26 protein-coding genes and 1 riboswitch are annotated in these 26633 nt (G+C 68.1%); of the genes, 12 read left to right on the top strand and 14 right to left on the bottom strand.

From position 1 onward, the window contains the following. Positions 1-81: 81 nt before the first annotated feature. The 3 genes from ACIBCN_RS32295 to ACIBCN_RS32285 form a co-directional block, all read right to left on the bottom strand. Positions 82-948, bottom strand: a complete 867-nt coding sequence (locus ACIBCN_RS32295; RefSeq protein ID WP_396995476.1) for a glycosyltransferase — start codon at positions 946-948, stop codon at positions 82-84. 188 nt (positions 949-1136) lie between these two features. Then, a complete protein-coding gene (locus ACIBCN_RS32290; protein WP_396995475.1) occupies positions 1137-1919 on the bottom strand; it encodes a site-2 protease family protein in 783 nt (260 codons plus the stop codon). After that, on the bottom strand, positions 1916-2575 hold the full coding sequence (locus ACIBCN_RS32285) for a hypothetical protein (protein ID WP_396995474.1): 660 nt from the start codon (positions 2573-2575) through the stop codon (positions 1916-1918). Before ACIBCN_RS32285 ends, ACIBCN_RS32290 begins: the two co-directional genes overlap by 4 nt. 339 nt (positions 2576-2914) lie before the next feature. On the opposite strand from ACIBCN_RS32285, the gene ACIBCN_RS32280 reads away from it, so the two are divergent. Further along, a complete protein-coding gene (locus ACIBCN_RS32280) occupies positions 2915-4204 on the top strand; it encodes an adenylosuccinate synthase (protein WP_396995473.1) in 1290 nt (429 codons plus the stop codon). A gap of 90 nt (positions 4205-4294) precedes the next feature. Further along, positions 4295-6895 carry a LuxR C-terminal-related transcriptional regulator gene (locus ACIBCN_RS32275; RefSeq protein ID WP_396995472.1) on the top strand — a complete coding sequence of 867 codons (2601 nt, stop codon included), beginning with the start codon at positions 4295-4297 and terminating at the stop codon, positions 6893-6895. 20 nt (positions 6896-6915) lie between these two features. Here ACIBCN_RS32275 and ACIBCN_RS32270 read toward each other — a convergent pair whose 3' ends face one another. After that, the gene (locus ACIBCN_RS32270) at positions 6916-8427 is read right to left on the bottom strand and encodes an ArnT family glycosyltransferase (RefSeq protein ID WP_396995471.1); all 1512 of its coding nucleotides are present in this window, start codon (positions 8425-8427) and stop codon (positions 6916-6918) included. Between the two features lie 430 nt (positions 8428-8857). On the opposite strand from ACIBCN_RS32270, the gene ACIBCN_RS32265 reads away from it, so the two are divergent. After that, positions 8858-9805, top strand: coding sequence for a hypothetical protein (locus ACIBCN_RS32265; protein WP_396995470.1), 948 nt, complete (start codon positions 8858-8860; stop codon positions 9803-9805). 73 nt (positions 9806-9878) lie between these two features. Here the strand turns inward: ACIBCN_RS32265 and ACIBCN_RS32260 are convergent, their stop codons facing one another. The 3 genes from ACIBCN_RS32260 to ACIBCN_RS32250 form a co-directional block, all read right to left on the bottom strand. Next, entirely contained in the window at positions 9879-10709 is an 831-nt protein-coding gene (locus tag ACIBCN_RS32260) for an alpha/beta fold hydrolase (protein WP_396995469.1), read from the bottom strand. A gap of 274 nt (positions 10710-10983) precedes the next feature. After that, a complete protein-coding gene (locus ACIBCN_RS32255; RefSeq protein ID WP_396995468.1) occupies positions 10984-11553 on the bottom strand; it encodes a methylated-DNA--[protein]-cysteine S-methyltransferase in 570 nt (189 codons plus the stop codon). 55 nt (positions 11554-11608) lie between these two features. After that, a complete protein-coding gene (locus tag ACIBCN_RS32250) occupies positions 11609-12040 on the bottom strand; it encodes a hypothetical protein (protein WP_396995467.1) in 432 nt (143 codons plus the stop codon). 62 nt (positions 12041-12102) lie between these two features. Between ACIBCN_RS32250 and ACIBCN_RS32245 the strand changes: the two genes are divergently transcribed. Further along, complete coding sequence (locus tag ACIBCN_RS32245) at positions 12103-13608, top strand: PLP-dependent aminotransferase family protein (protein WP_396995466.1); 1506 nt, start codon at positions 12103-12105, stop codon at positions 13606-13608. Positions 13609-13643: 35 nt separating this feature from the next. Here the strand turns inward: ACIBCN_RS32245 and ACIBCN_RS32240 are convergent, their stop codons facing one another. After that, on the bottom strand, positions 13644-14234 hold the full coding sequence (locus ACIBCN_RS32240) for a TetR/AcrR family transcriptional regulator (protein ID WP_396995465.1): 591 nt from the start codon (positions 14232-14234) through the stop codon (positions 13644-13646). Positions 14235-14367: 133 nt separating this feature from the next. Here ACIBCN_RS32240 and ACIBCN_RS32235 point away from each other — a divergent pair, with 133 nt between their 5' ends. Further along, entirely contained in the window at positions 14368-15186 is an 819-nt protein-coding gene (locus tag ACIBCN_RS32235) for an SDR family NAD(P)-dependent oxidoreductase (RefSeq protein ID WP_396995464.1), read from the top strand. Positions 15187-15251: 65 nt separating this feature from the next. Here ACIBCN_RS32235 and ACIBCN_RS32230 read toward each other — a convergent pair whose 3' ends face one another. Further along, a complete protein-coding gene (locus tag ACIBCN_RS32230; RefSeq protein ID WP_396995463.1) occupies positions 15252-16349 on the bottom strand; it encodes a CaiB/BaiF CoA transferase family protein in 1098 nt (365 codons plus the stop codon). A gap of 254 nt (positions 16350-16603) precedes the next feature. On the opposite strand from ACIBCN_RS32230, the gene ACIBCN_RS32225 reads away from it, so the two are divergent. Beyond that, complete coding sequence (locus tag ACIBCN_RS32225; RefSeq protein ID WP_396995462.1) at positions 16604-17086, top strand: DUF456 domain-containing protein; 483 nt, start codon at positions 16604-16606, stop codon at positions 17084-17086. A 6-nt stretch (positions 17087-17092) separates the two neighbouring features. On the opposite strand, the gene ACIBCN_RS32220 is transcribed toward ACIBCN_RS32225, so the two are convergent. Further along, positions 17093-17965 (bottom strand): amidohydrolase family protein, encoded by an 873-nt coding sequence (locus ACIBCN_RS32220; RefSeq protein WP_396995461.1) that lies wholly within the window; start codon positions 17963-17965, stop codon positions 17093-17095. A gap of 59 nt (positions 17966-18024) precedes the next feature. Continuing rightward, positions 18025-19377: an FAD-dependent oxidoreductase gene (locus tag ACIBCN_RS32215; protein ID WP_396995538.1), complete on the bottom strand. Its 1353-nt coding sequence runs from the start codon at positions 19375-19377 to the stop codon at positions 18025-18027. A 459-nt stretch (positions 19378-19836) separates the two neighbouring features. On the opposite strand from ACIBCN_RS32215, the gene ACIBCN_RS32210 reads away from it, so the two are divergent. From ACIBCN_RS32210 to ACIBCN_RS32200, 3 genes are all read left to right on the top strand, one after another. Further along, positions 19837-20283 (top strand): hypothetical protein, encoded by a 447-nt coding sequence (locus ACIBCN_RS32210; RefSeq protein ID WP_396995460.1) that lies wholly within the window; start codon positions 19837-19839, stop codon positions 20281-20283. Positions 20284-20346: 63 nt separating this feature from the next. Next, positions 20347-20463: riboswitch (SAM riboswitch) on the top strand. Between the two features lie 14 nt (positions 20464-20477). Next, complete coding sequence (locus ACIBCN_RS32205; protein WP_396995459.1) at positions 20478-20894, top strand: rhodanese-like domain-containing protein; 417 nt, start codon at positions 20478-20480, stop codon at positions 20892-20894. A 70-nt stretch (positions 20895-20964) separates the two neighbouring features. After that, positions 20965-22179 carry an O-succinylhomoserine sulfhydrylase gene (locus tag ACIBCN_RS32200; protein ID WP_396995458.1) on the top strand — a complete coding sequence of 405 codons (1215 nt, stop codon included), beginning with the start codon at positions 20965-20967 and terminating at the stop codon, positions 22177-22179. 78 nt (positions 22180-22257) lie between these two features. Here the strand turns inward: ACIBCN_RS32200 and fgd are convergent, their stop codons facing one another. Beyond that, positions 22258-23268, bottom strand: a complete 1011-nt coding sequence (gene fgd / locus ACIBCN_RS32195; RefSeq protein ID WP_396995457.1) for a glucose-6-phosphate dehydrogenase (coenzyme-F420) — start codon at positions 23266-23268, stop codon at positions 22258-22260. Between the two features lie 301 nt (positions 23269-23569). Between fgd and ACIBCN_RS32190 the strand changes: the two genes are divergently transcribed. Then, positions 23570-24328 carry an HAD-IIA family hydrolase gene (locus ACIBCN_RS32190; RefSeq protein ID WP_364726855.1) on the top strand — a complete coding sequence of 253 codons (759 nt, stop codon included), beginning with the start codon at positions 23570-23572 and terminating at the stop codon, positions 24326-24328. A gap of 27 nt (positions 24329-24355) precedes the next feature. Here the strand turns inward: ACIBCN_RS32190 and ACIBCN_RS32185 are convergent, their stop codons facing one another. Further along, positions 24356-24796, bottom strand: coding sequence for a MarR family winged helix-turn-helix transcriptional regulator (locus tag ACIBCN_RS32185; protein ID WP_396995456.1), 441 nt, complete (start codon positions 24794-24796; stop codon positions 24356-24358). Further along, entirely contained in the window at positions 24796-25431 is a 636-nt protein-coding gene (locus ACIBCN_RS32180; protein WP_396995537.1) for a type 1 glutamine amidotransferase family protein, read from the bottom strand. The genes ACIBCN_RS32185 and ACIBCN_RS32180 overlap by 1 nt, the downstream gene beginning before the upstream one ends. 73 nt (positions 25432-25504) lie before the next feature. On the opposite strand from ACIBCN_RS32180, the gene ACIBCN_RS32175 reads away from it, so the two are divergent. Together ACIBCN_RS32175 and ACIBCN_RS32170 are read left to right on the top strand one after the other, a co-directional pair. Further along, the gene (locus ACIBCN_RS32175; protein WP_396995455.1) at positions 25505-25957 is read left to right on the top strand and encodes an RpiB/LacA/LacB family sugar-phosphate isomerase; all 453 of its coding nucleotides are present in this window, start codon (positions 25505-25507) and stop codon (positions 25955-25957) included. Between the two features lie 98 nt (positions 25958-26055). Further along, a complete protein-coding gene (locus ACIBCN_RS32170; RefSeq protein ID WP_396995454.1) occupies positions 26056-26625 on the top strand; it encodes a DUF3761 domain-containing protein in 570 nt (189 codons plus the stop codon). Positions 26626-26633 lie beyond the last annotated feature (8 nt).

Raw genomic sequence — 26633 nt, 5'->3', positions numbered from 1 at the left:
GGCCCGCCCGAGATGATCACGGGTTCGACCCTAGTTGTCTTGGCGCACAGACAGAATCCCCAAGCCTTTGGGGCACCAGTGTCAGGTGGGACTCGACGTGTCGCCGACCGCGGAGACCCGGGCCGGCGCCGGACGCAGCGTGAAGCGGCGCCGGTCGAAATCCCAGAGCCGGTAGATCGGCCACTGCACGGTATGCGTCAGCCAGGCGCCCACGATCACGGCCCGATGGAACGGGCGCACCTGATAGCCCTGGTCGGTGATGGTGCGCAACCCGGTCAGCTGGAATCGCCACCAGTCGCGCGGGCCGGTCCTGCGGCGTCGGGCGGAGGTCTCGACCCGCATGTTCGTCAGCTGGTCGATCCGGAGCCCGCGTTTGGTCAGGCACAACGCCAGGTCCAGATCCTCGGCAACGTCCGGCTTCGTCGTGGTCTCCGCGCGCACCGCCCGCCACGCGGACCGGCGGATGGCCATGTTGGGGCCGTGCATGTTGCCGACGGGGCCGCCCAGCTTGCCGCGCCGATCCTGCAGGTACAGGCCGAATTTCAGGAAGAAGCCGATCGGCGAGTCGTGATAGGTGGTGATGCCGGTGAGGGCGGCGGTGTCCGGACGCGCGGTCAGGTTGTGCCGGATGACCTCGGCCCAGTCCGGCCCGACCAGCGTGTCCGCGTCGGTCCTTGCGAGGAAATCGCCTCGCGCCCTGTCGAATCCGGCGTTGCGCGCGGCCGGGATGCCAGGTTCCGGTTCCTCGATGAGGGTGACCGCCGGGTGGGCGACCGCGTAGTCGCGCACGATCTGCCGGGTGTCGTCCTGGCTGCCGTTGTCGACGACGATGATCTCGTCGATCGCGTCCTGGACGACGAGACGGTCCAGGGTGCGCACGATGTTCTTCGCTTCGTTCAGCGCGGGAATCACCACGGAAAGGACCGTCGTTGCTTGCGTGTTGGTCATGGTTCTGCTCCAACGTCTAGCTTCTGGCAAGCGAAATAACCGACGGTCGGCCGGCTTTCGCTGTACGGGCGCGGGTCAGCGGATGGTTGCCGCCGATCTTGCTTCGGGGGTTACCCTATTTGTCCCGTATTCATCATCGAGTTCGGACTCGGTCGAATCGCCGCCGAGCTCCCGTCGGCGGCGTGCTGTCAGGTCCAGAAACGCGTCAGATAGCTGCCGTAGCGGGACCAATTCGATGGCACCCCAGACACTTCGAACAACGCGTACACCGCGTCGAAGAAGATCCCGTTGATGGCGGGGGTGAAGAGCAGCGCGAACAGGATCAGCATGCCGAACGGCTTGAATTGATCGAGCGCGCGCCGGGTCTGGTAGCTGAGCGATGGCTCGAGAATTCCGTAGCCGTCCAGTCCCGGCAGCGGGATCAGGTTCAGCAGGGCCGCGGTGATCTGCAGGAACCCGAGGAAGCTCAGCCCGAACCACAGCGCGGGATGTGAACCGGCACTGCCGAATATCCGCACGATCACCAACAGCAGCACCGCGCAGAGCGCGTTGACCGCCGGGCCCGCGCCGCTGATGATCCGTTGCGTGCGCGGCGAAAAGTTGTGTGTGTGCACGTATACCGCGCCGCCGGGCAGGCCGATGCCGCCCAGTGCGATGAACACCATCGGCAGCACGATCGACAGCAGCGGATGGCTGTACTTCAACGGGTTCAGCGTGAGGTACCCGCGCAATTCGACCTCGTGATCGCCGGCCCGCCAGGCCATGAACGCGTGCGCGAATTCGTGCAGGCAGAGCGTGATGATCCAGCCGAACACCACCAGCACGAACACGCCGACCTTGGCGCGGGTGGAGTCCACCTCGGCGCCCCAGGCCAGCACGCCGCCGACGACCGTGATGAGCACGACGAGCAGGAAGATCGGGCTCGGCCGCACCGCGCGCGAGCGGCGTTCGATGGAGAACCGGTCGGTCATCGGACCAGCAACCATGGCTCGTTGTGCCGGTAGAAACTGGAACGCGGCACGGTCCGCTCGCTGCGAATGCCGTCCCGGGTCACCACCGCGCCCGGCGTGCCGAGCTGAGCGGCGCGCCCCTCGACCCAGCGGCGCCTGCGCATGCCCCGCTGCGCGGTGGCCCGCACGCCCGGCTGGTGCAGCGCCGGCGACACCAGCATCGCGGTGATCTTGCCTGCGAACAGTTGCACGTCGTCCACGTAGGCCTCCCCCTCCAGCTTTTCCTCGCCGACGCCGGTGATCTTGGCACGACCGACCAGCACCTGGCCGGTGTCGTCGCGGATCAGCGGCACCTCGGTGGCCCGGCCATCGATGGCCCGCTTGGCGGCGGCATTTCCGGTCCCCGTCTGATAGGCGCGGGAGCCGTAGGTCTTCTCGACCGGCACGTAGCCGATCTCCACGTGTAACCGTTCGGTGCGCATCAGGTGGGTCAGCACGGTGGCCAGCGCCGCGTCGTCACCGAGCACGATCAGCCGAGGCAGGCTGTCGGCGGCCAGCACGGGAAGAAGTTCGTCGATCTCGGTGGTATCGGGAATGGCGGCCGTCGAACTGGTCGGCAGCGCCGCGAGGGCGATAGGTACCGGTGCGCCGTCGCAACGGAGAACGTGGGTACTCAAACTGCCGTACACCCTCCTCGGTTCGAGCCGACACACCGTCGGACCCTTCGCCAGTTCCGCCGGACCCTGCCCGGTCCCGACGGCAGCAACCATAGCCCGGCCCGGCTGCGGTCACCTGGTCGTCGAGCCCTGCGGCGTGCGCGGCAGGCTCGTAGGCGGCGGCGCCGCGTACCCACGGAGGGCTCACGAGCGCCGCCAATCAGACTACGGCCAGATGCGGTCCGACGCCGCCGCCGACGCGTCGACTAGACTGTGCTCCCGGCCACCGCCTCGACACGGCAGTAGCTGCAACACGCCATCGCTCAGGGTGTTGCACGTCGAACCGTAGGAGATAGAACCATGCCGGCAATCGTCCTGATCGGCGCCCAGTGGGGCGACGAGGGTAAGGGCAAAGCGACCGATCTACTCGGTGGCCGGGTGCAGTGGGTGGTCCGATACCAGGGTGGCAATAACGCGGGCCACACCGTGGTGCTGCCCAACGGCGACAATTTCGCGCTGCACCTGATCCCGTCCGGCATCCTTACTCCCGGCGTGACGAACGTCATCGGCAACGGCGTCGTCATCGACCCCGGCGTGCTGCTCGATGAGCTGGCCGGACTGGAGGAGCGCGGCGTCGACACCTCGGGCCTGCTGCTCTCCGCCGACGCGCACCTGATCATGCCGTACCACGTGGCCATCGATAAGGTCACCGAGCGCTTCCTGGGCAACAACAAGATCGGTACCACCGGCCGCGGCATCGGCCCCTGCTACCAGGACAAGGTCGCCAGGGTCGGCGTGCGCGTCGCCGACGTGCTCGACGAGAAGATCCTCACCCAGAAGGTCGAGGCCGCCCTGGAGTTCAAGAACCAGGTGCTGGTGAAGATCTACAACCGGCGCGCGCTCGACCCGCAGCAGGTGGTCGACGAGGTGCTCGCGCAGGCGGAGGGTTTCAAGCACCGCATCGCCGACACCAGGCTGAAGCTGAACGTGGCGCTGGAGAACGGCGAGACCGTGCTGCTGGAGGGTTCGCAGGGCACCCTGCTGGACGTCGACCACGGCACCTACCCGTATGTGACGTCGTCCAACCCGACCTCGGGTGGCGCGGCGGTCGGCGCGGGCGTCGGGCCGAACAAGATCACCGCGGTGCTCGGCATCCTCAAGTGCTACACCACCCGGGTCGGCTCCGGTCCGTTCCCGACCGAGCTGTTCGACGAATTCGGCACCTACCTGGCCAAGACCGGCGGCGAGGTGGGTGTCACCACCGGCCGGGCCCGGCGCTGCGGCTGGTTCGACGCGGTCATCGCCCGCTACGCGACCCGCGTCAACGGCATCACCGACTACTTCCTCACCAAGCTCGACGTGCTGTCCAGCCTGGAGACGGTGCCGATCTGTGTCGCCTACGACGTAGACGGCGAGCGGGTCGAGCAGATGCCGACCACGCAGACCGGGTTCCACCACGCGAAGCCGATCTACGAGGAGATGCCGGGCTGGTGGGAGGACATCTCCGGGGCCCGCACCTTCGCGGAGCTGCCCGCGAACGCCCAGGCCTACGTGCTGCGGTTGGAGGAGCTGTCCGGGGCCAGGATCTCCTGCATCGGCGTCGGACCGGGTCGCGATCAGACCATTGTCCGGCACGACGTGCTCGGCTGAGATCGGAAAGTTATAGCCCGGCTGAATGATTGTGGCCGTTCATCGTTCGTTGTCTGGGTTCCATGATCGGTTAGAACTACAGTAAGAGTTATGGCTCGGAACTGGCCGATGGTCGAGCGTGTGACCGAGTTCGACGCGATTCGCGCGGCTCTCACCGGCACGGAACATGTCGGTGCGGTCCTCACCGGCGACGCCGGTGTCGGCAAGACCACGCTGGCCAGGCAGGCGACGGCGGCGGTCGGCGGCAATATTCGCTGGGTGGCTGGCACCGAATCGGCGCGCAGCATCCCGCTCGGGGTGTTCGCGCATATGGTCGGCGTATATACCGCCCATGATCCGGTGACGTTCATGTCGGCGGCGCGGGAGGCGCTGCTCGCGGACGGGCACACCATCATCGGCGTCGACGACGCGCATCTGCTCGACCAGTTGTCCGCGACGCTGCTATTGCAACTGGCCATCGACAAGGCGGCGCACATCGTGACCACCGTGCGCAGCGGGGTGCCGGTGCCCGACGCGGTGACCTCGCTGTGGAAAGACGGCCACCTGCTGCGCATCGACCTGAATCCGTTCACTCAGCGGCAGAGCGTCGACCTGGTCGAGTCGATGCTCGGCGGGCAGCTCGAAGGGTTCACCGCGAACCTGATGTGGGAGTCCTCCGGTGGAAATGCCTTGTTCCTCAGGCATTTGGTGGAGGGTGCGCTGGAGGCGGGATCGCTGCGTCAGGTGAACGGCGTGTGGCAGCTGCGCGGGCGCGCGGCGGTGACCTCGGAACTGGCCGCGCTGCTGGAGGATCGGGTCGAGCAGCTGCCCGAGGAGGTGCTGCACGTGCTGGAACTGCTCACCTTCTGCGAGCCGATCGACCTCGACGTGCTGTCCGAACTGGCCGGGGAGGGGGCGGTGGAATCCGCCGAAACCCGTGGCGTCATCCGGGTTGTCGAGAATTCGCACCAGCTGATCGTGCGCTACAACCATCCGCTGTTCGGCGAGGTGATCCGGCGCAGGCTCGGCATCGCCTCGGCCCGCCGGTTACGCGGTCGGCTGTACTCCTCGCTGAAGGAGCGGCCGATCAACTCCGCCGCCGACCGGATCCGGCTGGCCGAATTGGCTTTGGACAGTGACAAATCCGCCGATCTCGAGCTGTTCGAGGCGGCCGCCGCCGACGCCATCGGACTGGCGAATCTGCAGCTCGGCGAGCGCTTCGCCCGGGCGGCGGTGGAGCGTCGCGGCGGGGTGGAGTCGGCCGATCTGCTCGCGCGGGCGCTGCTGTGGCAGGGCCATCGCATCGAGGCCGAACGCACATTGGCCAGCTTCGACCCCGACCAGCTCACCGAGGTGCAGCTGGCCCGCTGGGGCAGCACCAGGGTGGCGAATCTGTTGTGGGCCATGGGCGACGCCGATCGGGCCGACGAGGTGCTGAAGCTGGTGCGCGCCAAGGTCACCCATCCGAAGATCGGCGCCATCCTGGACGGGCTCGCCTCCGCGTGCGCGGTCAACGAGAACCGGATCGACATCGCGATCACCGAGGCGGAGCAGGCGATGTCGGTGAAAGGCGCACCGCCGTGGGCGATCTGGTGGGCCTCCTTCGGCGGCGGCCTCGCGCTGGCGCTGATGGGCAAGGGCGAGGCCGCGCGGCAGTACGCGGAACGCGGGCACGAGGTGGAGAGCGAGATCGACGGGCTCAACCGTTTCATGTCGACTCACGCCGAGGTGCTCGCGCTGACCTTGATCGGCGATCTCGAGGCCGCCAGGCGTTGTGCCGCAGCGTATTTCGGCTACTCGGCGCCCGGTCAGTTTCTGGCTTGGGGCATGTCCAAGATTTTGCAGGGCACCGTCGATGTGGCGCAGGGGCATTTCCCGGACGGCATCGAGAATCTGGAGCAGGCGCTGGCGGCGCTCGCCGCCGAAGGCGCGGCCGCCTGGATGTTCCCCGCGAGAATCCGGCTGGCCGAGGCGTATTCGGCGCTCGGCCGGTGCACCGAGGCGGCCGAGGCCATCGGAGAGGCGACCGCGCGCGGCGGCAGGCACAGCGCCGTCTACGAGCCACAGCTCGAAATCGCGCGCGCCTGGCACGCCGCCGCGGAGGGCACCGTCACCCCGGCCATCCGCCTGGCGATGAGTGCGGCCGACTCGGCCGCCCGCTCGAACCAGCACGCGATCGAGGCCATGGCATTGCATGCCGCGGCCCGCTTCGGCGAACACTCCGCGGCGGGCAGGCTCGCCGACCTCGCGGCCAGGGTGGACGGCAGGCTGGTGCAGGCGCAGGCCAAGCACGCGGTCGCGCTCGCGGCGCACGACGGACCGGGACTCGACGCCGCCGCAGCCGAATTCGAGCAGATCGGCGCGTTGCTGTCCGCAGCCGACGCGGCCGCACAGGCGGCCTCCGCGCACGAGCGCGCGGGTGATCGTCGCAGACTGCTGGAATCCGCCGCCGCGGCCAATCGCCTGGCCGTGGCCTGCGGCGGGGCCAGTACGCCCGCACTGCGGCAGGCCGCGCAGCCATTGCCGCTGACCGCCCGCGAACGCGAGATCGCCAATCTCGTCGCGGCGGGGCTGTCCAACCGGCAGATCGCCGACCGCCTCACCGTTTCGGTCCGCACCGTGGAGGGGCATCTCTACCGTGCCTGCATCAAGATGGACGTCACCGATCGGGAGTCCCTTGGTGCCCTGATGCGTGGCGAGTCGTCCGTCTGAAGGTCGTGGGCGGGTGTTCGCTATTGGGCTCGTAGTTGGGGCCAGAGGGTGCTCCATGGGACGGTGCGGTCGACCAAAAGAGTTGCCAGGTCCGGGATTACGGGTTCAGAGCTGGCGAACGCGGCGGTGAGTGCCGGGGGTGGGGTGCCGAGGTACAGGACGGCGGTGGCGGATTCGGGTGGGGCGCCGAAGTAGTAGTAGGCGCGATGCCCGCTGTAGGCCCTTGGCAGGCCGGTCGAGTCATGATGCAGGTCGACGGCGGCGGCGAACGGATAGCTTTCGGCGACAATGGCCGTCCGGGTGCGTAGGTCATCGGGCAGCCCGTTGTACGCCGCGGTGACGGCGTCGGAGAGATCGCCGATCATGGTGTCGGACTGGGCGAACGCCTTCGCGGTCAGCATGAGGCTGGTGTCCGGGATACGCTCCGCCCAGGAGCGCGGGTACACCGGGACGGCCGCCGCGCCCATCGCGATGCCGATCGCCAGCGCGACCGCGATCAGCGCGCGCAGGGCGACGTGTTTAGCCGCGGCCGCCACGATCACCGCGCCCGCGGCGATCGGTAGCGCGTACAAGCCGCACGCGTAGTACGAGCGACCCGAACTCGCCAGGTAGGCAAGGAAAACCAGGACCAGCGCGGCACCGGCGAACCGGTACGTCCGAAACCTCGTGCTGACCAACAGCGCGGGCACACCGATCAGCAGCAGCGGCAACCCGACCGCGAGCCCCGCCCCGGACCCGCTATCCCACAGGAACCGCCCCACGCCGGGGAATTCCGCGGCCACCACCTCGGACATGTGGGTGTAGGGCCACTGATTTCGTTGCTGCCACACCAGATTCGGCACCGTCGCCAGCGCGGCAACGGCGCCACCCAGCCACAACGCGGGGCGGGTGACCAGTCGCCGTGGCCCGAATACCAACGCGCACAGCACGATTGCCACCCACAGCGCGGGCACCAGGAACTTCGTCTGCAGCGAAAACACTGTCACCAGGCCCGCATACAACAACAATCGGTCGTCGGGCCGTCCTGCCGCGTGCAACCGAGCCCACCGGACGACCAACCAGACGATCGCGGTCCAGAACGCCGGATCCAGCGAATACGTTGCCAGCCAATGGCACAGGAGCACCGCCGAGGACAGCGCGTACCCGATCGAGGCCAGCACCTGTGCGCCGCGGCCACCGCCCAACTCCCGCGCGATCAGCGCGGTGAGGATGGTCCCGGCGACCGCCGCCACCGTGGCGGGCAGCCGCAGCATGATCAGCGAATCCGGCGCGAGGTGATGCATCGCCGCCGCCAGCGCGGGCACCAGCGCGGGCTGGTCGAAGTAGCCCCACGCCAGGTGATCTCGACCGGCCACCACGAAATAGGCCTCGTCGAAGAAGTATCCGTAGTTGCGGCTGGCGATCAGCAAGGCCAGCCCGACCACCCCCGCGACCGCGAGTACCGGCCGCCACGCCATCCGGGGCGATGCCGATTCGGGCTCGACGGCGTGCTGATCCGTGAAGTCCGGCGAACGAGCCGCTGCAGTGGCCATCTGTCCACCCTCCGTCTTGCCTGTCGATGTCGACCGCGAGTGCGTGCAGACCGATTCTGTAACCGGCCCCCGCCTCGCCGAATCCGCCGCAGGTAGCGTCGGGACTGCGGCCAAAGGACTACACCCGAACGCCGCAGGGACCACATCGTTGCGTACCTGGGTGGGTGAATCTGGTTCTGGCCGAGGTGGTTAGACGGGGTAGCTCGATGCTCGATCGAGTATTGGTCATCTTTCAGCTAATTGAGTTCTTGCGGAGGATTCAGGAGAAATATTGCGATGATTCAGACATTTTGCCTGGCAGGGACTATGTAGCCGGGGCAGGTGAAGTTGCCTTCTTAATTTGACAGCATCCGATCAGCTACAGATAGGGTTCGAGCGCGCAGTACGCGGGGACGTGCTGGCTGACCCAACCTGATGGTGGTGCTTCGACGTGGCTCGTCGGTATCGAGAACTGAACAATCCGACGACCCGGCGCACCCTGCGCCCGATCGTCGGCGCCCTCCCGCTGGCCATCGCGGTCGCCTGCGCGGGCGTGGCGGTCGCCGATCCTGGCACCCCGGCCCAGCCGGGCGTGACCACGCCGAGCAGCCCGACCGCCCCGCCCGCGCCCGCGCCGAGCCAGCCCGGCGTCACCACCCCGAACCAGCAGGGCGTCACCGGCGCGAAGCCCGCCCCGGCCGACCCCGCCGACTCGCAAAGCCTCAACTACGCCCGCCCGGTCCCCGCGCCCGAACCGGTGCCGCCGATCGAGCCCGAGCAGCTGCACGCGCCGCAGCCGGTCGAGCCCGTCGCCCCGATCGCCCCGCCGCCGCGCACCCTGCGCATCGGTGACTTCTCCGCCCCGGCCCCCGACGAGGTCCCCAACGACCTGCTCGACGGCGTCAACACCACCGCCGCCGACGTCGAGGCCGCCATCGCCACCGGCGGCCGCTCCATCGGCATCAACCCCACCCGGTCCGACAAGATCGCCGCCGCGACCGCCGCGGGCGCGGTCGGCGGGGCACTGGCCGGTGCCGCGATCGCGGGCATCCCGGCCGCCGTGGTCGGTGGACTCGGTGGTGCCGCCATCGGTGCCGGCGTCGGTGCCGGCATCGGCTTCGCGGTCGGCGTCGGCGGAACCGCCGCCGGTGGCGCGATCGCTGCCGCTGCCGCTGGCATCCCGACCGGCGGTGCGGGTGCGCTGCCCGCGGTCGGCGCCGCCTTTGTCGCGGCCTGGCCGATCGCCGCGGCCACCACCGGTGCCGGTGCCGCGATCGGCGCGGGCGTCGGCGCGGCCGCCGGTGCCGCGATCCTTGGTATCCCCGCCGCGGTCGCTGGTGGCGTCGCCGGTGGCATTCTCGGCGGCAGCGCGGGCGCGGGTTTCGGCGCTACCGCCTGACGGCCGCCCCTGCCGATCGCCATGGCAAGTACCGGCGCTGGTCGAAGCAGCCGAGCTGGTTGCGTTACCCCGGCTAGCCGGTGGTTTCCGCTGCGCCGGTGAGGAATTCGCCCGCGGCGGGGGCCAGCAGGCTGACGTTCGGGTTATGGCTGAGCTTGGCGATTTCCTGGAGTTCGGCGTCGGGCAGGACGGCGGCGATCGCCTTCGCGCCCTTACGGAGCAGGGCATCACTCTTCGCGCCCGCGATGACCAGGGTTTGTGCCTTGACGGTGGTCCAGTCATCGGTGCGTAACGGCTCGCCGCGCATGTAGTCGCGCATGACGGCCCAATCGTGCGGCGTCGAGTTCGCGGTGGCGACGAGGTTTTTCCAGAACGGCGTGACACGCATGACGGAGACCATCGGCCGCGGGATGCCCATCGCCTTGGTCAGGTAGAAGCGGACGGTATCGGCGCGACGGCCCGCGGCGACCAGCTCGTGCAGCGTCGTCTCCAGGTCGGTGGCGGGGACGAAGCCGTCGTGGTCGACCACGAACGGCGGCTCGAAGGCGACCACCTTGGTGATCCCGAGGATGCGCCCCGACCCGGCGGCGCGCAGCGCGAGTGCTGCCCCGGACGACCAGCCGAACAGCATGGCCGAGCCGCCTACCGCCTGGACCAGGGCGGCGATGTCGTCGATCTCGCGCTCGACGTCGTAACCGCCGGAGTCGGTGCTGTCGCCGCGGCCACGCCGGTCGTAGTTGAGGACGGTGAGGCCGTAGTGCTCGTTGAGGGTGGTGGCCAGCTCGACCATCTTCGGGAACTTGCGGTAGCCGAAGGCACCGCCGATCAGGATGACGGTTCCGGCGTGGCCGTCGTGCCGGTCGTAGGCGATCACGGTGCCGTCGGCGGAGGTCACGGTCTCCACAACAATCTCACTTTCGACGCGGGTGTCGGCCAACGCTGGGTTGCTGCCTTGCCTGTACAGACGGTGCCGGGTGGGTGGATTCATCGACGGCGTCGCGACAGACCGGACCCCGCGAAGTCTGTGATACTGCTCACTATGCCGGTCTTCTGTCGGGTATGTCGTGAACGTTATTTACGGAAAACCCGTCGAGGCCGCGGTATCGCTCCGGCTGGTCGCGCGCCCATATTGCGAGGAATGCCGGATCGTGCACCGGGCGAGTGCGAAAACCGTTTACTCAGAACAGAGTTGGCTCGCCGAACCCTGGTGTGCGTTCGATCTCGAGTAGGTTCTGCTTGGTGGTGATGCCGCCCGGAGCGGAGAAACCGGTCAGCGCGTTGTCGGCGGCGACTACTCGATGGCACGGAATGATCAGGGGAATCGGATTGCGGCCCAAGGCTTGTCCGACGGCCTGGGCGGCGCCGGGCGCGCCGATGCGATCGGCCACCTGGCCGTAGGTGAGGGTGTGGCCGGGATTGATCGCGCGGGTGACCTCGAATACCGCGCGGTGGAATTCCGGGATTCCGCTGGTGTCCAAGGGGATCCAGCGCAGGTCGTCGAGTTCGCCGGCCAGGTGGGCGCGGATGCCGATGATGGCCTCGGCGATCACGCCGGTGGGGGCCTCTTCGTGGACTTCGTTGTCCGGCAGGCCGGTGCGGCGGCGGGTGATACGCGCGCGAGTCGCGGCCGGGTTTGCCTCGGGGAGCTGGAACCGGATCACGGTCGCACCGCTCCACGCGATCGCGCAGCGGCCGATCGCGGTGTCGAAGAGTGTTGCCTCGGCGGACAGGCAACTGGCGTCACTCATGGTCTCAGTGTGCACGGCGGGACCGACAAGTCGCGAGATATCAGTCCAGTTTTACTCAACTGGCCTTTTTGTGCAGCGTGCTCGGGTCCGTGACGAGTCGCCGGACGCCCTTTGCCGGTCGCCGCGTCTCATCGACGCGAGGTGCGACGGTCCGGCGGGAACGCCACGCGTACTCGGTGAGCTGCGCTTCGGCCGGTTGCCGGACCGGCTCGGTGGTGGCCGGTTTCGGCGATTCGGTCCGGCGGACCGGAACCACCTCGGGTGCGAGCTGCTCCGGTTGCTGGTCCGGCGCGTCACGGCGGCCGTAGACGGCGGCCAGATCCGAATAACGCCGCTGGTCGTCGTAGTACGAGGAGGTCCAGTCGGACATCGGGCTGCTCGGGTGGTATCGGTCCAGCCGGAACGCCCGCTGGGCGCCCTTCGGCAGGTAGCGATAGATCAGGTAGCCGAAGGCGGCGACGACGAGCAAGGTGGCAAAGGTGGTCATGCTGCCAGCCTGCGCCCGGACTGGCCTTGCTTTAAATAGCCACTCCCTCAATACTGGACCTTATGGCGACGAGAGTTATCGGGGCGGGCACCTTGGCTCGCGACCTTGGTCGGTGGCGGAATGTGGTCGAGGACGGCGAGATCGAGTCGTCTCGGCGCTCCGCCCGCCCGGCGTATCTCGCACTCGCCGAGGGCATTCGGCTGCTGATCCACGACGGCCGGGCCCCGCTCGGCGTCGCGCTGCCCAGCGAACGTGACCTCGCCACCACCCTCGGGGTCAGTCGCACGACGATCACCTCCACCTACTCGCTGCTGCGCGAGAACGGCTACCTGATCAGCCGCCAGGGCTCGCGCAGCACCGTCGCCCTGCCGCGCGACGTGCAGCACGATGGCAGCAAACCGGCCAGGAGCATCATGGCGATGATGGCGGCGTCCGAGCTGCCGACCATCGACATGACCTACGCCGCGATGGCCGCCCCGCTGGAGATGCAGGAGGCGTATTCGGTTGCGCTGGAAGGTCTGCCGACCTACCTCGGCACGCACGGCATGGACCCGGTCGGCGTGCTTACGCTGCGCGAGGCGATCGCCCGCCGCTACACCGAGCGCGGCCTGCCCACCGAACCGGACCAGATCCTGGTCACCCTCGGCGCCCAGCATGGTTTGCGTCTGCTGCTGAATGTCCTCACCGCGCCCGCGGCCCGGGTGCTCATCGACCACCCCACCTACCCGAACGCCATCGAGGCGATCCGCGATGTCGGCGCCAGGCCGGTGCCGGTGCCGCTGCGGCCCGAGTATCCGGACAAAGGCTGGGATCTCGACGGAATTCGCAGTGCCGCAAGGCAAACCGCAGCCACCCTGGCCTACCTGGTGCCCGACTTCAACAACCCGACCGGCTTGGTGCTCGACGCCGACGGCCGCGCCGAACTGGCCGCCATCGCCCGGGAAACCCGGATGACCGTGGTGATCGACGAGTCGATGAGCGATCTGCACCTGTCCGGCGAGCCGCAGCCGCCGGTGGCCGCCTTCGCCAAGGGGAACGAGATCGTCACCATCGGCTCGGCCTCGAAGTCGTTCTGGGGTGGCCTGCGGGTCGGCTGGATTCGCACGAACCAGCCGCTGATCACCAAGCTGCTCGGCATCCGCTCCACGGTCGACCTCGGCACCCCGGTGATGGACCAGCTGGCCACCGTCCATCTGCTCGCCACCGCGGACACCATCCTCGACCGCCGCCGCGACCAGCTGCGCGCGCAACGTGCCGCGCTGGTCGAGGCCGTCGCCGACGAGTTGCCGGAGTGGCGGCTCAGCAGCTACGGCGCCGGCGGCATGTCCGTGTGGGCGCAGCTACCGGCGCCCGTCTCCACCGCACTGGCCGCCACCGCGCCCAACCACGGCGTATTGCTCGCCGCCGGACCGAGATTCGGCGTCCAGGGCGCGTTCGAACGCTTCATCCGGTTGCCCTTCACCCACCAGGAACCCGAACTCCGCTTGGCGGTCAAGGCGATGGCCGCCGCCTACGAGGCGCTGACACCCCGCGCCGCCGACGCCCTGCAGCCGCTCACCTGCTACTGACGTCGTTGCGCCGCAGCGGATAACGGCGTCCTCGACTACTGGCGTCGTCCGGTACCGACGCCGCCGAGCAGCGTGTCGATGACCCGGCCCGCGAGGGTATCGGGGTCGGTGGTGCCGTCGAGTTCGGTACTGCCGTGCACGGTTTCGGTGATCAGCGCGAGATAGACCCGGCGGACCCAGGTCGGGTCGGCGTCGGCCGCGATGAACCCGTCGGCACGCGCGCGTTCGAGTACCGCATCGCATTTCGCGTAGACGTCCGCCTGCAGTTCGGCGACCTCGGGGTCGGTGCTGTCCACCCGATCGAGCGCGTACGAGGCCCCGTACTTGATCTCGATGACATTGGCGGTGGCCTGATGCAGCGCGACGAGCGGCGGGGCCGTGCGTGGCCGGGCGGCGTCGACCGCTGCCGCGATGCGGCGCCAGGCGGCGACCGCCATGGTGCGCACCAGATCGTCCCGATTGGCGAAGCGCCGGTGCACGGTGGTGCGGGCGACCCCGGCGGCCTCGGCGATCTGCTCGAGTGTCGCGTTGGGGTGTTCGCTCAGCACGCGTTCCGCGGCGTCCAGGATGGCGCGGACGGTGCGCTCGGCATCGGCACGCAGTGGGCGCGCGGACGTGGGCGACATGGGGGCTCCGTTCTGTGAGATCTCTTCGACACACTACACGCGAGCTGCGATTTACCATTTAACTGCAACATAAGAGTTGCAGTTACTAGATATATTGCTACGCTGATGTTGCACAAAATCGAAGGAGATGGAAATGACCCACACTGGAAAAACCGCTCTCATCACCGGCGCCTCATCCGGCATCGGCGCCGAGTTCGCCGCCGCGCTGGCGGCCCGTGGCGATGACCTCGTCCTTGTCGCCAGGTCGCTGCCGCGACTGGAAGCCCTTGCCGCGCAACTGCATCAGCGCCATGGCGTGCGAGTGGACGTCATCGGTCAGGACCTCACCGCGCCCGATGCGGCCGCGCGGGTGGCGGATGAGCTTGCCGCGCGGCAACTTTCGGTCGATGTCTTGGTCAACAACGCGGGGTTCGGCAGCGCGGGCCGCTTCGAGGACCTCGGCGCCGAGCGTGAGCAGGATCAGCTGATGGTCAATGTCGTTGCGCTGGCGGGTCTTACCCGCCGCCTGATCCCCGGCATGCTGGCGCGGGGCAGCGGCGAAATCGTCAATGTCGCGTCGATCGCGGCCTTGCAGCCGTCGCCGTATTTCGCGACGTACTCCTCCGGGAAGGCGTTCGTGCTGAACTTCAGCCTGTCGCTGTGGAGTGAATATCGCGGCCGCGGCATCAAGGTCCTTGCCGTCTGCCCCGGGCCCACCGAGACGCCGTTCTTCGAAGCGGTCGGCACCCACGATGCCGCCATCGGCCAAATGGGTAGCGCCACACAGGTTGTGCGGTCTGCGCTACGCGCGCTGGAACGCAACAGGGGCTATGTCGTGCCGGGCGCGCAGAACTTCGCCGCGGCGCACCTGATGCCCCGCCGCCCGCGCACCCTGGTGGCCCGGATCGCCAAGTTCGTCACCCGCGCGGTGGCCGACGGCGGTCGCCCGATCAACGCCGTGACCACCGTCTGACCTGCCTTTCCGGGGCAGACGAAAGGCCCCGGGGATAGCCCAGGGCCCTCGGTCGTGTCGAAAAGTCAGTTCGCCCAGATGGATTCGATCGGGGTCGCCTCGTTGGGCGGCGGGGTCGGGATGCCGTTGGGGGTACGGGAAAACCGGGGGGCCGGGGCGTGCTGGGTGATGTTGTCGACCTCGATCAACGAGCCACGGGCCGCGATGTGTGCGTTCTGGGTGGCTTCCTCGAAGGTGAGGACGGGGGAGACGCAGGCGTCGGTGCCGACGAATATCTCCGCCCACTCGTCGCGCGTCTTGGTCAGGAAGCGTTCGGTGAACAGCTTTTTCAGCGTTTCCTGCCCCGCCGGATCGAGCTGGAAAGGCAGGCCCTCCGGGTCGATGCCGAGCCCGGCCAGCAGTTGCGCGTAGAACTGCGGCTCGATCGAGCCGACCGCCATGTACTTGCCGTCGGCGGTTTCGTAGGTGTCGTAGAACGACATTCCGGTGTCGAGCAGATTCACCCCACGCTCGTCGGACCACGCGCCGTACCCGCGCATACCCCAGATCATGTGCGAAAGGGCAAGTGCGCCATCGACCATCGCGGCATCGACCACCTGCCCCTTGCCGGAGGTCTGCCGCTCGACGAGCGCGGCAAGCAGGCCGAACACCAGGAACATCGAGCCGCCGCCGAAGTCGCCGACCATGTTCAGCGGCGGCACCGGGCGCTCGCCCTTGCGGCCGATGGCGTGCAGCACGCCGGTGATGGAGATGTAGTTGATGTCGTGTCCGGCGCGATCGGCCAGCGGGCCCTCCTGGCCCCAGCCGGTCATCCGGCCGTAGACCAGGCGCGGGTTGCGCGCGAGCGCGTCGTCCGGGCCGAGTCCCATCCGCTCGGTCACACCCGGCCGGAAGCCCTCGATGAGCACGTCCGCCTTCTCGACGAGCCCGAGCACTTTCTCGATGTCGGCGGGGTCCTTGAGGTTGGCCTCGACGATGGTCCGCCCGCGCTGCTGCGGCCGGTCGAACCCGCCGGGGATCTGGCCCGCCCGCTGGATCCGCACCACGTCGGCGCCCAGGTCGGCCAGCAGCAGTGCGGCGTGCGGTCCCGGGCCGATGCCGGCCAGTTCGATGACCTTGATGCCCGCGAGCGGGCCTTTAGCGGCGGTGGATGGAGTGCTCACGCCCTACCTCGGTTCGTCGTTGATCCAGCACACCGGCATTGCGGCGCTGCTCCTGGCAACGGACCGGCCGGTGTATTGACAGTATGACAATAACGCTGCCTCATCCATCGCCTAGGTCGCCGGGCACCCTTCCCCCGGGGTCGTGCGCGGACGCACCCGGTACGACACAATCTCAGCAGCGCACCATTCGCGGGAACGTCCGGCGAGCCCGCGCGGTGAGGTGGAGTCATGCGAGAGACCGAGGGGGCGCGGTCGTGACCGGCGCGGGGGAGGTCGTCGTCGGCCTGGTCATTGTGGTCGGCCTGCTCGGCATCATCGTCCCGATCCTGCCCGGCGTCATCCTGATCTTCGGCGCAATCGCGGTGTGGGCCTTCATGACCGGCGGCGCCACCGCCTGGACTGTGTTCGCCGTCAGCACCGCCCTGCTTGTGCTCTCCGGCGTCATCAAATACACCTGGCCGGGCCGGAAGATGAAGGACGCGGGGGTCGCCAACCGCTCCCTCGTCCTCGGTGCGGTGCTCGGCATCGTCGGCTTCTTCGTGATCCCCGTGGTCGGCCTGTTCGTCGGCTTCGTGCTCGGCGTCTATCTCTGCGAACTCCAACGCCTGCGTATCGGCCAACAAGCCTGGCAGTCAACGGTGCACGCGCTCAAAGGCGTAGGCCTGTCGATGCTCATCGAACTGCTCGGCGCCCTACTCGCCACCGGCGTGTGGGTCATCGGCGCCATCGTCACCTGACCGGTGCTACTCGATGACGGGTAGCGGGATGGTGTCTGCCACTTCGAGTTCGGGGCGCGCGGCGCGGCGGATGGGGATGGTGGGTTGTTCGGTGGTGTACATCGGGAGCGTGGGGGTCGGGTCGTCCGGCAGGGGGCGGACCCGAGCGGGGAGCCGATAGAACGAGCGAGCGTTGTCTTCGAGAACGGCGAACATATCGGTGCCGACCACATCGCAGATGAGATCGACATCGGAGTCCTGGAAGGGGCGGCCCGCGCGGGTGCCGGGCAGGTCGGTGCCGAACATCAGCGCTTCCGGATTGACCGCGTGGATGCGGCGCAGCGTGTCCGGGACGCTCATCGCGACCCGGCCGAAGCCCGTCGCCTTCACCCGCGCGCCGCGGTCGACCAGATCCAGCAGGTAGGGCAGGCCCTCGTCGGACATGCCCAGGTGATCGATGGCGAAAACCGGAAGTTTGGAGATGACCGGCTGTAGCGAGGCGAGCATCTGACCGTCGATGTACACCTCGACGTGCCAGCCGACCAGGTCATGGGCGCGCAAGGCCTGCAGCGTCATGCCGGTGATGTCGGCCGCGGCCCGCTTGAGATTGAATCGCAGGCCGCGGACGCCGATCCGGTCCAGTTCGATGATCTCGTCGTCGGTGGCGTCCAGGTCGAGCCTGGTGACGCCGACCCACCCTTCGCCGAGCTCGGCGAGGGCCGCCTTCAGATACGTCTGGTCGGTGCCTTGGAAGGACCCGCTGACCACGGCTCCGCCGCCGACATCGAAGCGCGACATGCGCTTTCGATAATCGGCGATGGTAAAGGAGCCGGGCAGGTAGCCCTCGTTCTCGAACCGCGGGAACCGCGGATCGAAGATGTGGAAATGGGCATCGAACACCTGTACAGAATGCCTCAGTACGAGTTTTTCCGCTGTCGTGGCGGTAACAGCGAGTCGGTCTAGACCTTGTGCGGCTCGCTGGCCCGCAGCATGTCCTCGCGCTCGACGACCTTGACGCGCTCGCGGCCCTCCGGCTCGCCGAGCGAGCGCTCGTGCGCGTCCAGGCGGTACCAGCCCTGCCAGGTGGTGAACGGGATGCCCTTGCCCTCCAGGAAGGCGGTGACGGCGTCCAGCTCCGGCTGCGCGGCCGGGGTGAAGTTCGCGCTGTCGTCGAGCAGGCAGGCCACCGTCTCGTTCGCGTCGCCCTTGGTGTGGCCGATCAGGCCGACCGGGCCGCGCTTGATCCAACCGGTGACGTAGGTGGCAGGCACGTAGCGGTCGGCGCCGTCGGCGTTCTCGTCGCCGATCACGCGGCCCGCCTCGTTGGGCACGGTGCCCGCCTGGTCGTCGAACGGCAGGCTGGTCAGGTTCTGCGACAGGTAACCGACGGCGCGGTAGACCGCCTGCACGTCCCATTCCTTGAAGGTGCCGGTGCCCTTGACGTTGCCGGTGCCGTCGAGCTGGGTGCGCTCGGTGCGCAGGCCGACGACCTTGCCGTCCTCGCCGAGGATCTCCGAGGGCGACTCGAAGAAGTGCAGGAACAGCTTGTGCGGGCGGTTGCCGACGTCGCGAATCGCCCACTGCTCGAGCGTGTTCGCGATCATGTCGACCTGCTTGGAGTGGCGGCGCGCGGCCTCGGAGCCCTCGTCGTAGTCGATGTCCTCGGGATCGACGATGACCTCGATGGTCGGCGAATGATCCAGCTCGCGCAGCTCCAGCGGGGTGAACTTGGCCTGCGCCGGGCCGCGGCGGCCGAACACGTGCACCTCGAGCGCCTTGTTGGCCTTGAGGCCCGCGTAGACGTTCGGCGGGATCTCGGTCGGCAGCAGCTCGTCGCCGGTCTTGGCCAGCACGCGGGCCACGTCGAGGGCGACATTGCCGACGCCGAGCACGGCGACCTTCTCCGCGTCCAGCGGCCAGGTGCGCGGCACGTCCGGGTGACCGTCGTACCAGGACACGAAGTCGGCCGCGCCGTAGGAGCCGTCCAGGCCGATGCCGGGGATGCCCAGCGCGCGGTCGGCGTTGGCGCCGGTCGAGAAGATCACCGCGTCGTAGAAGGTGCGCAGGTCATCGAGGGTGATGTCGGTGCCGTAGTCGATGTTGCCGAGCAGGCGCACCTGCGGCTTGTCGAGGACCTTGTGCAGGGCGGTGATGATGCCCTTGATGCGCGGATGGTCCGGCGCGACGCCGTAGCGGATCAGCCCGAACGGCGCGGGCATGCGCTCGAACAGGTCGATGCTGACCTCGGCATCGGACTTCATCAGCGCGTCGGCGGCATAGATCCCGGCCGGTCCGGCGCCGACGATGGCGATGCGCAGCGGGCGGTTACCGGCGGTGTCCGCGTCAAGCCCGGAGGAGGCAGCCTGCGTAACCACGGAGGGCTCGCGAACACCGCTGATCGACTCTGCACTCTGTTCGGTCATCTTTTACGCGCACCCTTATGGTCGAGAACAAATTAACGGCGTCTTCCTTAGCCTAGGCTAAGTTACGCGCTGGCTGGTTGCACCTGGCGGCGCGGACGCTGGAGTTGTCGGCTCGTGGCCACCCCAGCCGCGGCTATGACAGCAGGCCGCAGTCTCGCGATTCTATCGGTGGTGCGTGCGGCCGCCCTCGGCGGTGCGTGAACTGAACGGATGCCGCCGACGTGCGCTACGGGGTTACCCGCTCGCGCACCGTTGATTCCCCGCGCGGCACAACAACCTTCGTCGCCTGCGCCGGGGCAGTGCGGGGGCGCGCGCCGGATATCGCCGCCGACCAGGGATCATCGTCGTATGAGCGATCAGCAGTCACCTGCCGAGGACGAAGTCATCAAGGTCGATCAGACCGACAAGCGTTCCGTGGCACCGTTCGTCGCCGCGGCCGTCATCGCGGTGCTCGTGCTCGGCGCGATCGTGCTCGGCGGGGTGCTGTCGCCCGCTGAGAAAAATGTCACAGAATCGGACCGGATCGCCGCCGCGGTGCGCGACTTCGTCGAGGGGTCCAACAACACCGACCTGGTGCCCCCACCAGGCGCGGGCTGCCAGGGCTTCGATCCGAAGCGGTCCCCACTTGCCGGGCGGTCCGGCGGCGGAAAGACTGTAGAAATCACGAAACTCGATGATCCGAAGGTCGACGGCGACCGGGCGAAGGCGACGGTCACCACCAAGGTCGACGGCGATGAGCAGACTTCCACCTGGAATCTGACCAGATCCGGCGACAAATGGCTGGTCTGTAATTGAGCATTCTCATACCGTGAGCAGCCATTTGACAGGGTGACCCCAGTCCAGGCAATCTCAGCAGAAGGTCATGAGAACCAGTGTCAAGCCCCGGCAATACTGGTCGGCAACCCTCCTCCGCGGTGGGGTGCTCCGGGTGACGACCTGGCCGCGCGTCAAACCCGAGCGTGGCAAGTGCGGATTCTAGGAGGGTCCAGATGAGTTATGCCGGTGACATCACCCCGCAGCAGGCTTGGGATCTGTTGCGAGACAACCCCGAAGCTGTCTTGGTCGACGTGCGTACCGAGGCCGAATGGAAGTTCGTCGGCGTGCCGGACACCAGTTCGATCGAGCGCCCGACGGTGCTGATCGAGTGGGTCGACTCGACCGGCACGCGCAACGGCGAGTTCACCGAGCAGCTGGTCACGGCGCTCGACGGCCACAATCCCGAAGCCCCGGTGATCTTCCTCTGCCGCTCGGGACAGCGCTCCATCGGCGCGGCGATCGCCTCGACGCAGGCCGGATTCGGCACCTCGTACAACGTGCTCGAGGGTTTCGAAGGCCCGGTCGACGCCGACGGACATCGCGGCGGAACCGGCTGGCGTGCCCTCGGCTTGCCCTGGCGGCAGTCATGAGCACGTGCTGTAGGTCCGCGACGGCGTTGGTGGGTACCGAGGTGCGGTCGTGCGGCGTAGGGAGGCAGTCGTGATTACCGGTGGTGCGTTCGACAAGCCGCTGCCCGAGGGCGTCGGCCCCGCGACCCTCGGGGTGCGCGGGGGGTTGCGCCGCTCCGGTTTCGAGGAAACCTCCGAGGCGCTCTACCTGACCTCGGGCTTCGTCTACGAGAGCGCGGAGGCCGCCGAGGCCGCGTTCACCGGCGATGTGGAGCATTTCGTCTACTCCCGCTACGGCAACCCGACGGTGGCCATGTTCGAGGAGCGGATGCGGCTGCTCGACGGCGCCGAGGCATGCTTCGCGACCGCGAGCGGAATGTCCGCGGTATTCACCGCTTTGGGCGCGCTGCTCGGTGCCGGCGACCGAATTGTCGCCGCGCGCAGCCTGTTCGGGTCCTGCTTCGTGGTGTGCAACGAGATCCTGCCGCGCTGGGGCGTCGAGACCGTCTTCGTCGACGGCGAAGATCTGGAGCAGTGGGAGCAGGCGTTGTCCGTGCCCACCCAGGCGGTGTTCTTCGAGACCCCGGCCAATCCCATGCAGACCCTCGTCGACGTGCGCCGGGTCACCGAACTCGCGCACGCCGCGGGCGCGAAGGTGGTGCTGGACAACGTCTTTGCCACCCCGCTGCTGCAGCGCGGCTTCGAACTGGGCGCCGACGTGGTCGTCTATTCCGGCACCAAACACATCGACGGCCAGGGCCGGGTGCTCGGCGGCGCCATCCTCGGCGCGAAGGACTACATCGACGGCCCGGTGAAAACCCTGATGCGCCATACCGGTCCGGCCCTGAGCCCGTTCAACGCGTGGACGCTGCTCAAGGGTTTGGAGACAATGCCGCTGCGCGTGCGCCATTCGACCGAATCCGCGTTGCGCATCGCCCGCTTCCTGGAGTCCAACAAGTCGGTCAGCTGGGTGAAATACCCGTTCCTGGAATCACATCCGCAGCACGACCTGGCCACCAGCCAGATGAGCGCCGGCGGCACCGTGGTCACCTTCGAACTGAATGCCCCCCCGCAGGAGGCGAAGAAGCGCGCCTTCGAAGTCCTCAACCGCCTACGCATCATCGACATCTCCAACAACCTCGGCGATGCCAAATCCCTGATCACCCACCCCGCCACCACAACCCACCGCGCCATGGGCCCCGAAGGCCGAGCCACCATCGGCCTCTCCGACGGCGTCCTGCGCATCTCCACCGGCCTGGAAGACCTAGAAGACCTCCTCGCCGACCTCGACCGCGCCCTCAGCTAGCGGATCGTCCACACAGATCGACGCCCGCACGTCGCAGCGGGCGTTCAGTCCCTGTGCGACGTGCGGGTGGTCTGTGGGTCAGGCCAGGGCGCGGAGGCGGGGGGCCAGGTCGCGTTGGAAGAGGTCGAGGAAGCGGCGTTGGTCGTGGCCGGGGGCGTGGAAGACCAGGTGGTTGAGGCCGGCGTCGAGGTAGGGCTTGATGAGGTCTACGGCCTGGTCGGGGTCGCTGGCGACGATCCAGCGTTTGGCGATCTGCTCGATCGGGAGGGCGTCGGCGGCGGCTTCCATTTCGATGGGGTCGGTGATGCTGTGCTTTTGTTCGGGGGTGAGGCTCAGGGGGGCCCAGAAGCGGGTGTTCTCCAGTGCCAGTTCGGGATCGGTGTCGTAGGAGATCTTGATCTCGATCATCCGGTCGATGTCGTCGATGGTGCGGCCTGCCTTGGCGGCGCCCTCGGCGACGGCGGGCATCAGCTTCTCGGTGTAGAGGTCCATGCCCTTGCCGGAGGTGCAGATGAAGCCGTCACCCGCGCGGCCCGCGTAGCGCGCGACCAGCGGTCCGCCCGCGGCGACGTACACCGGGATGCCGCCCTTGGGCACGTCGTAGATGGACGCGCCGACGGTGTTGTAGTACTCACCAGCGAAGTCGACGCGGTCGCCGGTCCACAGCGCGCGCATCAGCTCGACCGCCTCGCGCAGCCGCGCGAAACGCTCCTTGAACTCGGGCCATTCGCCCTTGTATCCGGTGGCGATCTCGTTGAGCGCCTCGCCGGTGCCCACGCCGAGCATGATCCGGTCGGGGTACAGACAACCCATGCTGGCGAACGCCTGCGCGATCACGGCCGGGTTGTAGCGGAAGGTGGGCGTGAGCACCGAGGTACCGAGCTGGATCCGCTTCGTGCGCTCGCCGACCGCCGCCATCCAGGCCAGCGAGAACGGCGCGTGCCCGCCCTTGTGCCGCCACGGCTGGAAGTGGTCGCTCACCGTGGCACTGTCGAGACCGTGTTCCTCGGCGAGCACCGCGATCTCCACCAGTTCGCGCGGCCCGAACTGTTCCGCCGACGCCTTGTATCCGAGTTTTAGCTCACCCATGTGCGCCACTCCTGTCGCTTCGCTGCACACCTGTGGTGCGGGCATTCCCGCACACCGTTGTCGGCCGCAGGCACGCCGCGGTCATGTCTTGCTGCAACCGCCGCGAGCCCGCGGACGTTCCCGCGCTCGGCGATCGCACACGCACTGCCCGACGCGCGTCCTATGGCCGTCTTCGACCATAGTCAGCGGCACCCGAAGGTGTGCGAAGGGTCGCATCGCGTCGGACTTACCCCCGGGAACGTGTCCGGTAGCGGACAATTGTCTGGTGACTGATGAACCGATCCTGTCCTATCTGACCGACATGGACGGTGTGCTGGTGCACGAGGACCAACTGGTGCCCGGCGCCGACGAGTTCCTCGCCGAACTGCGCGCCAACGAGACGCCGTTCCTGGTGCTCACCAACAACTCCATCCGCACCCCGCGCGACCTGCAGGCCAGGCTGCGCCACACCGGACTCGACATTCCCGAGGAGGCGATCTGGACCTCCGCGCTGGCCACCGCCACCTTCCTGGACGAGCAGCGGCCCAACGGAACCGCCTATGTGGTCGGCGAATCCGGTCTCACCACGGCCTTGCACGAGATCGGCTATGTGCTCACCGACAGCAACCCGGACTACGTGGTGCTCGGCGAGACCCGCAACTACTCCTTCGAGGCGATCACCACCGCGATCCGCCTGATCGAGAAGGGCGCGAGCTTCATCGCGACCAATCCCGACCCGACCGGCCCGTCCCGCGACGGTTCGCTGCCCGCGACCGGCTCGGTTGCCGCGCTGATCACCCGCGCTACCGGGCGCGATCCGTACTACATCGGCAAGCCCAACCCGCTGATGATGCGTTCGGCGTTGCGCCGGATCGGCGCGCACTCGCAGTCGACGGTGATGATCGGTGATCGGATGGACACCGACGTCATCTCCGGGTTGGAGGCGGGCATGCGCACGATCCTGGTCACCACCGGCATCTCCACCCGTGCGTCGGTCGAGGCGTACCCGTACCGGCCGACGATGGTGCTCGACTCCGTCGCCGATCTGGTCGGGCGGACCAAGGAGCCGTTCGCCGGCTGAGGCGCCGCGAGCTGCCGCAGCCGTTGATCATTCGGTGATCGCGTCCAGCGCCGTCGATAGCGCGGTGAGGGCGTCGACGGCCGCGGCGAACCGCTCGTAGCCGAGCTCGTCCAGCAACCGTGCGGCGACGACCGCGTGTTGCGGATTGATCCGCCGCACCGCCGCCAGCCCCGCATCCGTCACCGCGACGAGTTTCGCGCGCCGGTGCGCGGGGTTCCGCCGATATTCGGCAAGTCCCTTGTCCACCAACAGATCCGCGATGCGTTGCACGCTTTGCCGGGTGATGCCCATGTCCCTGGCGATGCCCGCCACCGGCAGCGGTTCGGTCAGCACCGCGCCGAGCACCTGCCACCAGGCCGCGGTGAGACCGGCGGGCCGGGCCAGTTCCTCGGCGATCGCGAGGAACTGGCCGTTCAATCGGAATGACGTGATGGCCGCCGTGGCGAACAGCTCCTGTTCGTTGCGCATCAGACGTGCGCGCCGGATCGCTGCTCTTCGTACTCGGCGAGCACGGCCCAGCCCGCCGGATCGGAGTTCCCGTACAGCCGGTACCAGCCGTCGAGCACGTGCGGCTCGTAGACGCCGAGCCGGCCCAGCGCTTCGCGGGCGAATTCGAAGGGCGCGGTGCCGCCCGCCGTGATCAGATCGCCATCGGTCACCGCGGCCTCCTCCACGTAGTTGTCGGCGCCCGCGTATCCGCTGTAGAGCAAGAACTCTCGGACATTGCTCGTGTGCTTGCGCGTATCGAGCAGGCCTGCCCTGGCCAGCCCGAGCGTCGCGCCGCAGATCGCCGCGACCGGAACGCCCGCGTCGAGGAACTCACGCGCCTTGGCCGCGAACGGCATCAGCTCCTCGCCCTCCCACGTGTCCGCACCGGCCAGGATCAGCATCGAGCTCTCGGCCGGCGTGAGATCGGCCAGCGCCAGCTCCGGCACGATGCGCATGCCGCCGAGCGTGGTGATCGGATCCGTGGTCAGCCCAACCGTTTTGGTCTGCCAGCTGCCCGGCTCCCGCTGCCAGGTCGTCCGGTTGACGTGCGCGGTGGCGGCCCCGATCTCCCAGTCGGCGAAGGTGTCGTAGACGGCAACGTGCACTGTATTCATGGTCATGACAGTATCCTGTCATATTTGACAGCATGCTGTCAATGGCGCGGATATGCGGAATTAAGCTGGCGGTATGCGGATCTCGGTAGCTGCGGACGAACGCGTCGGAGTGGCACAGGAGCTGATCGAGGAGCTCGCCCGGCGCGGACACGAAACGGTCCTGCACGGCGCACTCGCGGAGTCCGAACGCGATGACTGGGCATGGGCAAGCGAAGCGGCGGCCCGCGATGTCGCACAGGGCAACGCCGACCAGGGCATCGTCTGCTGCTGGACCGGAACCGGCGCCTCGATCGCCGCGAACAAGATCGCGGGCATCCGCGCGGCCCTCTGCCGCGACGCCGCGACAGCCAAGGGCGCCCGCCGGTGGAACGACGCCAATGTCCTTGCCCTCAGCCTACGTTCGACCTCCAGCGCGGAACTCCAGGAAATCCTCGACGCCTGGTTCACCGGCGACCCGAGCACCGAGCCCGACGATCAAGCCAACATCGCACACCTGTCGGCGATCGAGCGAGCTCCCGAACGCTGACGTGGTTTCGCGCGCCGCCAGTGTTTCTTGGATGGCCGGAAACTATCTGACCTGCGATTGTTTGGTAATGGGCGGTTGCGTGCCGCCGATGTAATGAGATGAGTCATCCAGCAGGTGGCTTGCTATCAATCATCGGAGCATCCGTGCAGTCCCGCCTCAGCGGTGTCGGTTTCCTTGTCGGTGTGAGCGCGTTCGTCGTGCTTGTCAGTGGCTGCTCGGCCCAGCCGGCTTCGCCATCCCGGACATCCCAAACCATCTCTGTCACAACATCAGTCAGCTCGACGAGTCATGCCCCCGCCAGCCAAGTCAGTGCGCCGACCACGATCAGCGCGCTGGCTACCACTACGACCAGCACGCCGATCAGGACTGTCGCGCCTGCGCCGACCACCGTGCTGGTGCCGCTCACGACGGTGGCATTGCGCCCGCCGCCTGCCCAGGTACCGCCCGCACCCGCCCCGCTGGTCGCACCGCCCCGGGCCAGCGATCCGGACCTCGTTTGCGGCGCTGGCTCGTACGTCAACTCCAGCGGCAACTGCGTACACGACCCGGTGCAGGCGCCGTCCGCGCCTGCCGGTGCCTCCGCGCAATGTAGTGACGGCACCTATTCCTTCAGTCAGCACCGCAGCGGCACATGTTCAGGCCACGGTGGCGTTGCCCGCTGGCTTTGAGCGCCTGT

The sequence above is a fragment of the Nocardia sp. NPDC051052 genome (genome assembly GCF_044456045.1).
Taxonomy (GTDB): Bacteria; Actinomycetota; Actinomycetes; order Mycobacteriales; family Mycobacteriaceae; genus Nocardia.
The sequence above is the reverse complement of the archived record's forward strand: the minus strand, read 5'-3'. Positions and strand labels throughout refer to the sequence as shown.